This window comes from Heliomicrobium modesticaldum Ice1 (genome assembly GCF_000019165.1).
Taxonomy (GTDB): Bacteria; Bacillota; Desulfitobacteriia; order Heliobacteriales; family Heliobacteriaceae; genus Heliomicrobium; species Heliomicrobium modesticaldum.
This window is the reverse complement of sequence record NC_010337.2, coordinates 666960-680705: the sequence shown is the minus strand read 5'-3', so window position 1 is coordinate 680705 and position 13746 is coordinate 666960. Positions and strand designations below refer to the sequence as shown.

Sequence of the window (13746 nt, the reverse complement as noted above, 5' to 3'; positions counted from 1 at the left end):
CATACCACCTTTTGCCTTGTTCGGCTGAATGCCTTGTCCCCGCCAGCATGGCGATGACAGAGAAAAAGCTGCCCCATCTGCTCCCTTCAACGGAGAGGATGGGGCTTTTTGCCGGCTCAAAACTCACAGTTTGCTCCTGTTGCAGGTCTTGTCTTCGTAGCGGTGAACGTGACCGTCGTCGCAGGTGGTGGTTCCCTCCATGCAGTGGTAGTGGCCGCAACCGGGCCGGTAGATGGCGGGACCGGTGCACCCGCAGTAGTAGTGGACATGGTTGTCGTTGAAGGAGGTGACCCCGGCGTACCGGTGGGCGTGGTCTCGCTTGTTGACAGATGGTTCTGTCTGACCGCTCAGCATGTGCCGGTGGCCTTCACTCAGGCACGACTCGAAGTGGTAATCATGGGTGTGGAAACCGCAGTCCCCATCGTCGTAAGGCGGTTTGGGCTTACAGCGCATGCCGCTCTCCCCTTCTTCCAGTTTGTGTATATATATTCAGGGAGAAAATGGAAGGTAACAATGACGGGGAAAAAAGGTCTGTCTGGGGCCGGACGGTTCTGAGCGGTTCCGAAAAGTGTCGGAGAGGGGGAGGACGATCCATCGGCAAGGGCGCCCCTTTGTGCTATAATCAGAAACAGTGAAAAAGAGCGGGCCGGCACCCGCTATCGCAGAAGAAGAGCGGGCCGGCGCCCGCCATCGCACTTTTTGACGGAACCGAAGGGGGAAGCCGGAAGGCTATGATGGATCAGATCCGGGTCCGCGGGGCCCGCGCCCATAACCTGAAAAACATCGATGTGGACATCCCACGGGATCGGTTGGTCGTCGTCACCGGCCTCTCCGGCTCGGGGAAGTCCTCTCTCGCCTTTGACACGATCTATGCCGAGGGGCAGCGCCGCTACGTAGAATCCCTGTCGGCTTATGCCCGCCAGTTTCTCGGCCAGATGGATAAGCCGGATGTGGACTACATCGAAGGGTTGTCGCCGGCTATCTCCATCGACCAGAAGACGACCTCGAAGAATCCCCGTTCCACCGTCGGCACGGTGACAGAGATCTACGACTACCTGCGCCTGCTCTTCGCCCGGGTAGGCCGGCCTCATTGTCCCAAGTGCGGCCGGCCGATCCGCCAGCAGACGGTAGAGCAGATGGTGGACCAGATCCTGGCCCATCCGGAGGGGACGCGGCTGCAGATCCTGGCGCCGCTGGTGCGCGGTAAAAAGGGCGAACACGTCAAGGTCATCGAAGATATCCGCAAAAACGGCTATGTGCGCATGCGCGTCAACGGCCAGGTGATGGACGCCACTGAAGAGGTGAAGCTGGAGAAGAACAAGAAGCACACCATCGAGATCGTCGTCGATCGCATCATCCTCAAGGCCGACATCGCCACCCGCTTGGCTGATTCGCTGGAGACGGCGCTGAACCTCTCCGAGGGGTTGGCCGTCGTCGACTTCATGGGCGAAAAGGAATTCATCTTCTCCCAGAACTTCGCCTGCGCCGACTGCGGCATCTCCGTCGGCGAGATCGAGCCGCGCATCTTCTCCTTCAACGCCCCCTATGGCGCCTGCCCGCACTGCACCGGCCTGGGCGTGCAGATGGAGGTCGACCCGGACCTTGTCGTGCCCGATCCGACGAAGAGCATCGATGAAGGGGCGATCGTCCCCTGGGCGCGGATGAACTCGGCCTACATCCCCCAGATGCTGAAGGCCCTGGCTGAGTTGCACGGCTTTTCCACCGAGACGCCTTTCAAGGATCTCCCGCCGGAGATCCAGAAGCTGATCCTCTACGGCGGGAGCAAGGAGAAGATCCGCCTTCAGTTCACCAACTACGACGGCGAGCGGCGCAGCTTCGAGACGACCTATGAAGGCGTCGTCACCAACCTGGAGCGGCGCTACAAGGAGACCCAGTCCGACTGGTCCCGCGAGGAGATCGAGGAGTACATGACCCAGAAACCCTGCCCGGCTTGCAAAGGCGCCCGTCTGAAGCCGGAGAGCCTGGCTGTGCTTGTGGGCGGGAAGAATATCCACGAGGTGACGGAGATGTCCGTCGCGGCTGCCCTGCGCTTCTTCACCGACTTGGACCTGAGTGAGCGGGAGATGATCATCGCCCGCCAGATCGTAAAAGAGATCCGCGAGCGCCTTGGCTTCCTCGTCAACGTGGGACTGACCTACCTGACGCTGGCCCGCCCGGCCGGCAGCCTCTCCGGCGGCGAGGCCCAGCGCATCCGCCTGGCCACCCAGATCGGTTCGGGCCTGATGGGCGTCCTTTACATCCTGGACGAGCCCTCCATCGGCCTGCACCAGCGCGACAACGAGCGGTTGCTGGCCACGTTGCAGCGGCTCCGCGATCTGGGCAATACGCTGATCGTCGTCGAGCATGACGAGGACACCATGCTGGCAGCTGACCACATCATCGATATCGGCCCCGGCGCCGGCGCCCATGGCGGTCAGATCATCGCCGAGGGGCCGCTGTCGGTGATCATGGAGGAGCCCCGCTCCCTGACTGGCCAGTACCTGTCGGGGCGCAAGTTCATCCCGGTGCCGGAAAAGCGCCGCGAACCGAACGGCAAGTGGATCGAGGTGCTCGGCGCCTGTGAGAACAACCTGAAGGAGATCGATGTCTCTTTTCCCTTGGGGGTCTTCATCTGTGTGACCGGCGTCTCCGGCTCAGGCAAGTCGACCCTCGTCAATGAGATCCTGCACAAGGCCCTGGCGTCGCAACTGAACGGCGCCCGGAGCAAACCGGGGGCGCACCGGGCGATCCGGGGCTTGGAGCACCTGGACAAGGTGATCGACATCGACCAGTCGCCCATCGGCCGAACGCCCCGCTCCAACCCGGCCACGTACACCGGCGTCTTCGACGCCATCCGGGACCTGTTCTCGCAGACAGCGGAGTCGAAAATGCGCGGCTACCGCCCGGGCCGCTTCTCCTTTAACGTGCGCGGCGGCCGCTGCGAGGCCTGCAAGGGTGACGGCATCATCAAGATCGAGATGCACTTTTTGCCCGATGTCTACGTACCCTGCGAGGTCTGCAAGGGCAAGCGCTACAACCGGGAGACGTTGGAGGTCCGCTACAAGGGCTGCTCCATCGCCGACGTCCTCGACATGACTGTCGACGAGTCATTAGCGTTTTTCCGAAACATCCCCAAGGTCGCCCGCAAGCTGCAGACGCTCCAAGACGTGGGGCTCGGCTATATCCGCCTCGGCCAGCCGGCGACGACCCTCTCCGGCGGCGAGGCCCAGCGGGTCAAGTTGGCGACGGAGCTGTCGCGCCGTTCCAACGGCAAGACCTTCTACATCCTCGACGAGCCGACGACGGGCCTGCACATCGCCGACATTGACCGGCTGCTCGGCGTGTTGCAGCGGCTTGTCGACGCCGGTGACACGGTGCTCGTCATCGAGCACAACCTGGATGTGATCAAGACGGCCGACTACATCGTCGACCTGGGCCCCGAAGGCGGAGACGGCGGCGGCACTGTCGTGGCCGCCGGGACACCCGAGGAGATCACGCAGGTCGCCGCCTCCCATACGGGGCGGTTTTTGAAAAAGGTTTTGCAGCGGAAGCCGGGGAGCGCGCTATAAATCACGGCTTATCTGACAAATCGCGCTCGTAAAAGGAGGCGAAAGCGGCTTACCACCGCTTTCGCTTTTACGCTTATTCATCTATGCGATTGCCATCGGAGGGGTTTTCGCCGGAGTCCAGATAAGATGGTTTCGCCCCATCTGTTGAGGAGGTCTGTCGGCTCGGCGCGTACTTGCTTTTTGCCCAGAGATAGCCGATGACCATGCCGCCGATGAAGTAGGCGGTGATGGCCAGGTAAAAGAACTCGGCCGATGTCAGTTCAACATGTAACGATTCAAAGCGGATCTTCTCCTCCAGCGGTTCCGTGAAGGCCGAGCGGAGGGCCAGAAAGATCTCTGTCAACCGATCCATGAGGACTCACCTCGTTCCGGAGCGCTTCCTCTTACCTGTCATCTTCTATTATAAGGCAGTCGCTCGGAACTTGGTAGATATTTCTTTCACAAATAGCGCAGGCTGACCATCATCGGCCGAAGGCCCAAGCGACGAGCAGCCCCAAGACGGCGCCGGTGAGACCTCCGGAGGAGAATGGCCGGGCCGCTCTTGCCAAGGGACCTTTTTGCCGCGGCGGATCTGCGAAAAGACGAGGAGCCAGTTGCTCGTTCTCGCGTGCTCGCCGGCAGAGCGGCCGATGGCCATGGCGTCGAAGATGACGACGGCGCCGATGGCAGCGGTGGCCGTCGCTCTTATCGGAACGGCTTGCAACCGCTACCGGGGCAAACGCGCCTCCAAGGCGGCTTTTTCCTTCTCGAAGCCGGGCTTGCCGAGCAAGGCGAACATGTTGCGCTTGTAGGACTCGACGCCCGGCTGGTCGAAGGGGTTGACGCCGAGCAGGTAGCCGCTGACGCCGCAGGCTTTTTCAAAGAAGTAGAAGAGCTGGCCCAAGTGGTAGGCGTTCTGTTCCGGGACGGAGATGATCATGTTGGGGACTTGGCCGTCCACATGGGCGAGCAGGGTGCCGGCGAAGGCCTTCTGGTTGACAAAATCGACGGTCTTGCCGGCGAGGAAGTTGAGGCCGTCGCTGTCGTCTTCCGCCGGGGGGATGGTCAATTCCCGCCGGGGCTTGTCAAAGCGGACGACTGTCTCCATCAGCATGCGCTGGCCCTCTTGAATGTATTGCCCCATCGAATGCAGGTCTGTCGAAAAGAGAACCGATGCCGGGAAGATGCCCTTGCCTTCTTTGCCTTCGCTCTCGCCGTAGAGTTGTTTCCACCATTCGGCCAGGTGCTGGAGCGACGGCTCATAGGCGACGAAGAGTTCCACCTGTTTTCCCTGTCGGTAGAGGAGGTTGCGGGCGGCGGCGTAGCGGTAGCAGGCGTTGGTCGCCAGTGAGGGATTGGCATACTCGGCCATGGCGTCGCGGGCGCCGGCCAACAAGGCGGTGATGTCGATGCCGGCGGCGGCGATGGGCAGCAGGCCCACGGTGGTGAGGACGGAGAAGCGCCCCCCTACATCGTCGGGAACGACGAAGGTCTCATAGCCCTGTTCATCGGCGAGGCGTTTAAGGGCGCCTTTGGCCCGGTCGGTGGTGGCGAAGATGCGCCGGCGAACCTCGTCGGGGCTGTACTTTTTTTCCATCCACCGGCGGATCAGGCGAAAGGCGATGGCCGGTTCGGTCGTCGTGCCCGACTTGGAGATGACGTTGACGGAGACATCCTTGCCGTCGAGGATGTCGAAGAGGTCGCTCAGGTAGGCGGAACTGATGTTGTGACCGGCGAAGAGGACGGCGCAGCCGGGTCGGCGCGAGCGGGGAAGCTGGTTGTGGAAGCTGTGGCTGAGCATGTCGATGGCCGCCCGGGCGCCCAGGTAGGAACCGCCGATGCCGATGACGAGCAGCACATCGGAAGAGGCTCTGATACGGTCGGCAGCGTCGATGATGCGCGCGAACTCGGCGCGGTCATAGGTTTTTGGCAGTTGCAGCCAGCCGGTGAATTCGCTACCGGCGCCGGTCCTGTTATGCAGCAGGTCATGGGCCTGGCGAATGGGATCCTCCATGGTGCTGATGGCCGATTCGACGGTGGCGTAGGCGAGGTCCAGTCGGAGAGAAGACAAGGAAAAACCCCCTTCGTTTGGTGAATAATAGAAGTATTTGCCATATTCGTGAACGGTATGTCAAGATCCTTCTTGCTTGCAGGACGACCATTGTAAAAAATATAATGAAGAAACAGGTATGACGGAAATTTGTGCTTCCCCTGAAGTGTGTTATCATACGCTTGAGGTGAACTCTCCTTGCATATCGCTTTGCAGGAAAAGCTGAAAAGCCTGCCCGAGAAGCCCGGCGTTTACCTGTATAAGGACGAGGCCGGCCAGGTGATCTATGTGGGCAAGGCGATCAACCTGAAAAACCGGGTGCGCTCCTACTTCCAATCGTCGCGCAACCTGAATGCGAAGACCCAGGCCCTGGTGGCGCGTATCTGCGACCTGGAGACGATTGTCACCGACTCGGAGCTGGAAGCGCTGATCCTGGAGTGCAACCTGATCAAGGAACATAAACCGCGCTACAACATTATGCTGCGCGATGACAAAACCTACCCGTATCTGAAGGTGACCTTGCAGGAGACCTATCCCCGGCTCTTGATCACGCGGCGGCTGGAGAAGGACGGCGCCAAGTACTTCGGTCCCTACACCTCGGCCGGGGCCGTCCGGGAGACGGTGGAACTGCTGCGCACCCTTTTTCCCCTCCGGACCTGTTCCCGCCGCGAGCCGGATCGGCGCCAGCGGCCCTGCCTCAACCACCACATCGGCCGCTGCTTGGCCCCTTGCGCCGGCCGCGTCCCTCGCCGGGAGTACATGGCCCTCATCGGCAGCATCGTCGCCTTTCTCGAAGGGAAAGAAGAGGAACTGCGCAAGCGCCTTCAAGGGGAGATGGAAGAAGCCGCCGAGAACCTTGAGTTCGAGCGGGCGGCGACGCTGCGCAATCGCATCCGGGCGCTGGATCAGGTGATGGAGAAGCAGAAGGTTTTTTCCACCGATCTGGCCGATCAGGATGTGATCGCCATGGCCCGCGGCTTCAACCAGGTCTGTGTCCAGATCTTTTTCATCCGCGGCGGCAAACTGCTCGGCCGGGAACACTACATCCTCGAAGGCACCGACGAGATGGACCGCTCCGAGGTGATCACCGCCTTCGTCAAGCAGTATTACAGCCGCAGCGATTTCGTGCCCCGGGAGATCCTGCTCCAGGAACCGCTCGAATCGGCCGAGGAGGAGGAACTGATCAACCGGTTTTTGCGGGAAAAACGGCAGGGACGGGTAGAACTCCGCGTGCCCAAGCGCGGCGACAAGCTCAAGCTCGTTGAGATGGTCGCCAAAAATGCGCTGCTCACCTTGGAGCAACTGCAGAATGAGCAGCAGCGGAAGAAATCGATGACGGAAGAGGCTGTCCTCGACCTGCAGCGCTACCTCGGCCTCGATGAGCCTCCCTGGCGGATCGAGTGCTTCGACATTTCCAACACGATGGGCAAGGAATCAGTGGCCTCCATGGTCGTCTTCGAGGGCGGCGCGCCGAAAAAGAGCGATTACCGTCGCTTTCGCATCAAGACGGTGGAGGGGCCCAACGACTTCGCCTCCATGGCGGAGGTGCTCACGCGGCGCTTCAACCGGGCCCGCGAGGAGGCCCGGGAGGTCGACGCCGGTCATCTCGACCCGATGAGCGCCAAGTTCGCCACCCTGCCTGACCTGGTCATCGTCGACGGCGGTAAGGGCCAACTCAGCTCAGCTCGAGAGGCCATGGCCAGAACCGGCTATGACAATATCGCCACCTATGGCCTGGCGAAAGAGAATGAGTGGCTCTTCCACGAAAGCAACCCTGATCCGATCATCCTCCCAAGGGGCTCGCGGGCACTCTATTTGATCCAGCGCATCCGCGACGAGGCCCACCGCTTCGCCATCACCTACCATCGGCAACTGCGCACTCGGGCGCAGACGGCCTCCGCCCTGGACGGCATCGCCGGGATCGGCCCGAAGCGCCGGACGGCGCTCCTGCGTCACTTCGGCTCGGTGAAGGCGATCGCTGCCGCTACGGTTGCCCAGCTGGCCGCTGTGGAGGGTATGACGGAGGCGCTGGCCGAACAGGTGCTGTCAGCGCTGAAGCCGCTAAGGGAAAACGGGCAAGCAGGGAATGCTGAAAAAAGTGTCTGACCACAGCGCCGGTATCCCAGCCGGCGCCCCAACTGTGTCGGGAGGGAAACGATGAGATGAATTCTCTGATCCTGCGATGGCTCTTCAATACGTTGGCCTTGGTTCTGGCGGCGCTGTTCATTCCGGGGATTAAAGTCGCCGGGATCGTCCCCGCTTTGTTTGCCGCGCTGCTTCTCGGGGTTGTCAATGCTGTCATCCGTCCGATCATCTTGGTGCTGACCTTGCCGATCAACCTGCTCACACTGGGAACCTTCACGTTGGTCATCAACGGGCTCATGCTCTGGATGGTCAGCGGGCTTGTCCGAGGCTTCGAGGTGTCCGGTTTTGGCGCCGCTTTTTTCGGCGCACTGCTGCTTTCCCTGTTCAGCACACTTCTGAGCTGGAAGTTTTCGAACACATGATTGCCGGAAAACAGGGTAATCCTTGCGGGAAATGCCCTGTTTTCTCTTTCTCCGGCGGAATCGATCCATGGAGTGGGAAGGATTTTTCTCTTTCTCCGGCGGAATCGATCCATGGAGTGGGAAGGATTTTTCTCTTTCTCCGGCGGAATCGATTCATAGGATTGGGAAGGATATTGCTGGAATCTGGTCGAAGATAACAGACAAGGAGTGTGATCCCATGGGAAGGCCCAAATGGTTCACATCTGCCATCATCTATCAGATCTACCCGAGGGTCTATGGGATGACGGATCGGCGCTTCGGCACGCTGCGCGACATTCAACGAGATTTGCCGCGGATCAAATCGCTCGGCGTCAACACCTTGTACCTGCTGCCCATTCACCCGATCACGCAGAAATACCGCAAAGGCCTTTCCGGCTCTCCCTATGCGGTTCGCGATTACCTGGCTGTCGCGCCGGAACTGGCGGAATGGGAAGGGAAGGGCTGTGATGGGAGCAGGGACAGCGCAAGGGGACTGCGGAGCGAGGCTGCATTGGCCGAAGCTGCCCGGCAACAGTTCCGTGAACTGGTGAGAGAAGCTCATGGCAACGGCTTGCGGGTGCTTCTCGATTTCGTGGGCAATCACTGCGCCCCTGACAATGTCCTCCTCGATCCTGCCAACCCCCCCGAAAAAGGCGGCTATCATCCTGAGTGGTTTTTGTGGGATGACGATTCGCGTCCCCTTGCGCCCTCGCCGGACTGGTGGGACACGGCCGATCTGAATTACGGGATCCCGGTCGAGGGAAAACCGAACGCCCACCGGCTCGTCTATGGCCACGACGAGAACCGTCGGGCCCTGTGGCAGTTCATGGCCGGCGTCCTGGAGCACTGGGTCCGCGAGTTCGATATTGACGGCTACCGCTGCGATTTTGCCCACTGGGTGCCGCTCGACTTTTGGCGCGAGACGATCCCGCGCGTCAAAGCGATCAAGGCGGATGTCGTCTTCATCGCCGAGGCCTATGAACGAATGGCCGAGCTGTTGGCCGCCGGATTCGACGGCATCTATGCCTTCGAACTCTACAATCAGCTGAAAAGCTTGCATAAAGATGTTCGGCACAACGACCCTTATTATGAGGTGCAATATATTCGCAACAAGATCGAGTGGGAGAACAGCCGTTACCTGCCGGGGCACCGGATGGTGCGCTACACGGAAAACCATGACGAGCCGCGCACCGTCGTCACCTATGGCGGGATCGAACGCGCTAAGCCGCCTGTGCTCCTGGCCTTGACCCTGCCGGGGGTACCCATGCTCTACGCCGGGCAGGAGAACGGCGCCTCGATCCGACCGCCCCTTTTTGAAGGCAACTTTGAAGCGACCTTTTCGCCCATCGACTTTTCGGCCAACGCCTCCCTCGAGTCTTGGTACCGCCATGTCCTGGCCATCCGCAGCGCCAAAGGCTTCCTTCACAGCGATGAGATCCGCTTCCTCCCTGTCAGCAGCCGGAAGGTGACGGCCTTCCTCAGGCGGGAGGGGGAGGCGATGGCCATCGTGATCATCAACTTTAACGCCGAGCCGCCGGGGGAATGGGTGGAATGGGAATTGCCGCCGGAGGTTTTGCAGGCTTGCGCCGCCGGCGGCGGCGAACTGGTCGACCTCCTTGCGGAAGGGCCGCCGATCCCGATAGCGCCTTATCCGGTGCAAGACCGGAGGGTGGCCGTCTATTTGCGGCCATTGCAATCGCTGATTTTAGAAATGAGGGAAAAAGGATGAGCACCCTGTTTCCCCGACGTTCCAGCGGGGTGCTCCTGCACCCGACCTCGCTGCCCGGCCGCCACGGCTCGGGCACGCTCGGCTGGGAGGCGCGTCGATTCGTCGATTTCCTGGAGGCATCGGGCCAGTCGCTCTGGCAGGTGCTGCCGCTGGGACCGACCGGCTTCGGCCATTCCCCCTATTCCGCCCTTTCCGCCTTCGCCGGCAACCCCCTCCTGATCAGCCCGGAGCTGCTCTTGGAAGAAGGGCTGCTGGAAAAGGACGACCTTCCGCCGGAATCGCCGTCATCGCCGCAGAAGGCTGATTTTGAACGGGCTGAAGGGGAGAGCGAGCGCTTTCTCCGCAAGGCTTATGAACGGTTTCTCCGCCTCGCCTGTGACTCAACGGAGTTCCACCGGTTCTGCGAAGCGCAGCGGGACTGGCTGGAAGCATACGCCCTCTACCGGGCGCTGAAAGGGCGCTTTGGCGAACAGTCCTGGCTTGACTGGCCGGCTGAATACGCCCGTCCCGAGGCCGAGGCGCTCGCCCGCTTCCGCCGAGAGCAGGCGAAGGAGATCGATTTTCACCGCTTCGTCCAGTATCTCTTTTTCCGGCAGTGGCGCCAGATCCGCCAGTACGCCAACCGCCGAGGGATCCGCATCATCGGCGACCTGCCCATCTATGTGGCTATGGACAGCGCCGACACGTGGGGGCAGCGGGACATCTTCCAGCTCGATGAGCGTTTCCGGCCCCGGGAGGTGGGCGGTGTGCCGCCCGATTACTTCAATGAAAATGGCCAGCTGTGGGGCAATCCCGTCTATGACTGGGAGCGGATCGAACAGACAGGCTACGCCTGGTGGATCCGCCGCCTCCGTCACGCCTTGAGCCTTGTCGACATTGTGCGCATCGATCATTTCCGCGGCTTTGCGTCCTATTACGCCATCCCTTACGGGGAAGAGACGGCAAAAAAGGGGCGCTGGCGCAAGGGGCCGGGCGCTGACCTCTTCACGGCCTTGGAAGCGGCCCTTGGCGACCTCCCCATCATCGTCGAAGACCTGGGGCTGATCACCGACGAGGTGATCGAGCTGCGGGAGCAGTTCGGTTTTCCGGGGATCAAGCTGCTGCAGTTCGCCTTTGACTCGGGCGATGAACATGGGAACGACTTCATTCCCTATCGCTACCGTCAGCACTGTGTCGTCTATACGGGCACCCATGACAATGACACGACCTTGGGCTGGTTTCAATCGGCTTCGCCGGAGGATCGGAAAAAGGCCTTGGAATACATGAACGTCGACGGCAGCGACATCGTCTGGGATTTCATCCGCCTCGGCCTGGCCTCTGTGGCGGACGCGTTCATCGTCCCCATGCAGGACGTGCTGGGCCTTGGGACGGAGCATCGGATGAATTATCCCGGCAGCCCGGAAGGGAACTGGCTCTGGCGCTTCCAGTGGGATCAACTGCCGGAATCAACCGTCTCCAAACTGGCCTATTTGACGAAACTGTACGGGAGATGAACAGGCGCCCCCCGGCCGCCGTCTGCTCAGAAGAGCGGTGAACCTTGCGCGGTGATGTGTGATACAATTACTTGTAGCAATCCAAAACACAGCGCCAGATCCGCGCGAAATGTAGGGGGTCGCCATGGAGAAGGGATTCGATAAGTCCGCCATTCAGATGGTCATCATCACCGGTCTCTCCGGCGCCGGCAAGTCACAGGCCATCCGCGCCTTGGAGGATCTCGGCTTTTTTTGCGTAGACAACCTGCCCCCCAACCTGCTGCCCAAGTTCGGTGAGCTGATTGTCCACTCGAAGGGCAAGATCAACAAGATCGCCCTGGTCATCGACATCCGGGGCGGCGAGTTTTTCGATTCCTTGAGCGATGGCCTGCACCAGCTCGGCGCCCAGGGGATCCGGTGCGAGATCCTCTTTCTGGAGGCTTCCGACGAGGTGCTCATCCGCCGCTACAAGGAATCGCGCCGTCGCCACCCCCTCTCCGGTGACGCCCGCATCTTCGACAGCATCCAGCTGGAGCGGCAGATGCTGGCTGACCTGCGGGGGCGGGCCGACAAGGTGATCGACACGTCAGACCTCTCGGCCCGGCAATTGAAGAATCAGGTCTTCGAGCTCTTCGGCAAGGATGCCCGCCATTCTCAGTTGCGGATCACCATCGTCTCCTTCGGATACAAGTACGGCACACCTCGCGACGCCGATCTGCTGATGGATGTGCGCTTTTTGCCGAATCCTTTCTATGAGCCGGCGTTGCGCAACCTGACCGGCAACGATGAACCGGTTCAGGAGTACGTGCTTTCGTCGCCGACGACCAAGGTCTTTATGCGCAAGTACTACTCGCTGCTGCGTTTTCTGCTGCCACATTACACCAAGGAGGGCAAAAGCCACCTGGTCGTCGGTATCGGCTGTACCGGCGGAAAACACCGCTCGGTCACCTTAGCCAATCGTCTGGCGGCGGCGCTGGTCGATGAGGACTACGCCATCACCGTCAAACACAGGGATATCGACAAAGACCGAGGAGGCGGCGAGAGCGCGTGAAGTGGCTCATGTGGTTCTACCCCGGACTAAAGGTGAAGCGCTGGATGGCGCTCTCCTTTTTCGGGCTGATCTTGACGGGGACGAGCGTCTCGCTGTTTTTTGACGGCGAGTTTTTCGGATACTTGGAAAACAGCCTGCGCCAGTTGTCCCGCGCCTACGATTATCGGACGATGGCTGGTCTGGGGGCCTTGATTTTCCTGATCGGGCTTTTCCTGCACATCTACGGCTTTATGGCCATGGTCCGCTCCATCTTTGAGGTGCTGGCGCCGGAGATGGACGCCCGGCTGGTGGAGGTGCTCTACCGCCGCCGCTCGCTGGAACGGGGGCCGAAGATCGTCGTCATCGGCGGCGGGACAGGGCTCTCGGTGCTGTTGCGCGGCTTGAAGGAGTACACGTCGAACCTGACGGCCATTGTCACCGTTTCCGACGACGGCGGCAGTTCGGGACGGTTGCGCGATGAACTGGGCATGGTCGCCCCCGGCGATATCCGCAACTGTCTCGTCGCCCTGGCCGATACGGAATCTGACATGGACCGCGTGCTCAACTACCGCTTCGTCCAGGGGGACGGGTTGACCGGACACAACCTGGGCAACCTGTTGCTCGCCGGAGCAGCTCAGACGGCTGGCGGCTTTGAGAAGGCTGTCGATCTGATGAGCCGCATCCTGGCTATCCGCGGCCGTGTCCTGCCGTCGACGCTGCACAATGTCGTCCTCTGCGCCGAAAGGCTTGACGGCACCCACCTGCGTGGGGAAACGGCCATCACGGCAGATGGAGAGGGGATTCGCCGTGTATACCTGGATCCTCCCAATTGTGAACCGCTGCCGCAGACACTGCAGGCGATCGATGAGGCTGACGCGATCATCCTCGGCCCGGGCAGCCTTTTTACCAGTGTCATTCCCAACCTGCTTGTAGATGGCATCGTCCAGGCCTTGCGCAGGACAGGAGCGCCGAAGATCTATGTCTGCAATGTGATGACCCAGCCGGGGGAGACAGACGGCTATACCGCCTCCCGTCACGTGGCGGCGATCCATCGCCATTGTGGCGGAAAACTGGTCGATGCCATCATCGTCAACACCGAGCCGATCTCGAAGGCGCTCCTTCGCAAATACGAAGAAAAAAACCAAAAGCCTGTCATCATCGACAGTAAGTATCTGGAAAAGCAGGGCTGCAAGGTCATCCGCGCCCGTCTCATCAATAAGGAGAACTTTGTTCGCCATGACCCGGCGCGGCTGGCCCTGGCGATCATGAATGTGGTGTTTCGGGCGAAGGAACGGCAGCGCCGGGTGGGGATCGTGGATCGCTTACTGTATCGACGCAAGCTGGCCCGGTCGCCCCTGCACCGGTCATGGCAAAACCGTGTGGAAGGCTAGC

Annotated in this window: 11 protein-coding genes; 7 read left to right on the top strand and 4 right to left on the bottom strand. The window is 60.9% G+C overall.

Annotated features, from left to right (window positions below; all coding sequences use genetic code 11):
• Window positions 1–123: 123 nt before the first annotated feature.
• A complete protein-coding gene (locus tag HM1_RS03080) occupies window positions 124–453 on the bottom strand; it encodes a YmaF family protein (protein WP_012281816.1) in 330 nt (109 codons plus the stop codon).
• Window positions 454–731: 278 nt separating this feature from the next.
• On the opposite strand from HM1_RS03080, the gene uvrA reads away from it, so the two are divergent.
• A complete protein-coding gene (gene uvrA, locus HM1_RS03075) occupies window positions 732–3569 on the top strand; it encodes an excinuclease ABC subunit UvrA (RefSeq protein WP_041313196.1) in 2838 nt (945 codons plus the stop codon).
• Between the two features lie 73 nt (window positions 3570–3642).
• On the opposite strand, the gene HM1_RS03070 is transcribed toward uvrA, so the two are convergent.
• Genes HM1_RS03070 through HM1_RS03060 form a run of 3 tightly spaced genes read right to left on the bottom strand, consistent with a single transcriptional unit; the run spans window position 3643 to window position 5619 of the window.
• Complete coding sequence (locus HM1_RS03070) at window positions 3643–3921, bottom strand: hypothetical protein (protein ID WP_012281813.1); 279 nt, start codon at window positions 3919–3921, stop codon at window positions 3643–3645.
• Between the two features lie 48 nt (window positions 3922–3969).
• Entirely contained in the window at window positions 3970–4272 is a 303-nt protein-coding gene (locus tag HM1_RS03065; protein ID WP_012281812.1) for a divergent PAP2 family protein, read from the bottom strand.
• 3 nt (window positions 4273–4275) lie between these two features.
• Window positions 4276–5619: a glucose-6-phosphate isomerase gene (locus HM1_RS03060; RefSeq protein WP_012281811.1), complete on the bottom strand. Its 1344-nt coding sequence runs from the start codon at window positions 5617–5619 to the stop codon at window positions 4276–4278.
• Window positions 5620–5802: 183 nt separating this feature from the next.
• Here HM1_RS03060 and uvrC point away from each other — a divergent pair, with 183 nt between their 5' ends.
• The 6 genes from uvrC to HM1_RS03030 all read left to right on the top strand — a co-directional run bounded on the left by uvrC (window position 5803) and on the right by HM1_RS03030 (window position 13745).
• The gene (gene uvrC, locus HM1_RS03055; RefSeq protein WP_049754218.1) at window positions 5803–7704 is read left to right on the top strand and encodes an excinuclease ABC subunit UvrC; all 1902 of its coding nucleotides are present in this window, start codon (window positions 5803–5805) and stop codon (window positions 7702–7704) included.
• 56 nt (window positions 7705–7760) lie between these two features.
• Window positions 7761–8105 (top strand): phage holin family protein, encoded by a 345-nt coding sequence (locus HM1_RS03050; RefSeq protein ID WP_012281809.1) that lies wholly within the window; start codon window positions 7761–7763, stop codon window positions 8103–8105.
• 217 nt (window positions 8106–8322) lie between these two features.
• On the top strand, window positions 8323–9852 hold the full coding sequence (locus tag HM1_RS03045) for an alpha-amylase family glycosyl hydrolase (RefSeq protein ID WP_012281807.1): 1530 nt from the start codon (window positions 8323–8325) through the stop codon (window positions 9850–9852).
• Window positions 9849–11345, top strand: coding sequence for a 4-alpha-glucanotransferase (malQ, locus tag HM1_RS03040; RefSeq protein WP_012281806.1), 1497 nt, complete (start codon window positions 9849–9851; stop codon window positions 11343–11345). The genes HM1_RS03045 and malQ overlap by 4 nt, the downstream gene beginning before the upstream one ends.
• Before the next feature lie 124 nt (window positions 11346–11469).
• Window positions 11470–12375: an RNase adapter RapZ gene (rapZ, locus tag HM1_RS03035; protein ID WP_012281805.1), complete on the top strand. Its 906-nt coding sequence runs from the start codon at window positions 11470–11472 to the stop codon at window positions 12373–12375.
• Window positions 12372–13745, top strand: coding sequence for a gluconeogenesis factor YvcK family protein (locus HM1_RS03030; protein WP_012281804.1), 1374 nt, complete (start codon window positions 12372–12374; stop codon window positions 13743–13745). The genes rapZ and HM1_RS03030 overlap by 4 nt, the downstream gene beginning before the upstream one ends.
• The last annotated feature ends 1 nt before the right edge of the window (window position 13746 follow it).

Coding starts and splice junctions, on each gene's coding strand:
- rapZ (WP_012281805.1), top strand. CDS start 11,470: ATGGAGAAGGGATTCGATAAGTCCGCCATTCAGATGGTCATCATCACC.
- HM1_RS03045 (WP_012281807.1), top strand. CDS start 8,323: ATGGGAAGGCCCAAATGGTTCACATCTGCCATCATCTATCAGATCTAC.
- HM1_RS03050 (WP_012281809.1), top strand. CDS start 7,761: ATGAATTCTCTGATCCTGCGATGGCTCTTCAATACGTTGGCCTTGGTT.
- malQ (WP_012281806.1), top strand. CDS start 9,849: ATGAGCACCCTGTTTCCCCGACGTTCCAGCGGGGTGCTCCTGCACCCG.
- uvrA (WP_041313196.1), top strand. CDS start 732: ATGATGGATCAGATCCGGGTCCGCGGGGCCCGCGCCCATAACCTGAAA.
- HM1_RS03070 (WP_012281813.1), bottom strand. CDS start 3,921: ATGGATCGGTTGACAGAGATCTTTCTGGCCCTCCGCTCGGCCTTCACG.
- HM1_RS03080 (WP_012281816.1), bottom strand. CDS start 453: ATGCGCTGTAAGCCCAAACCGCCTTACGACGATGGGGACTGCGGTTTC.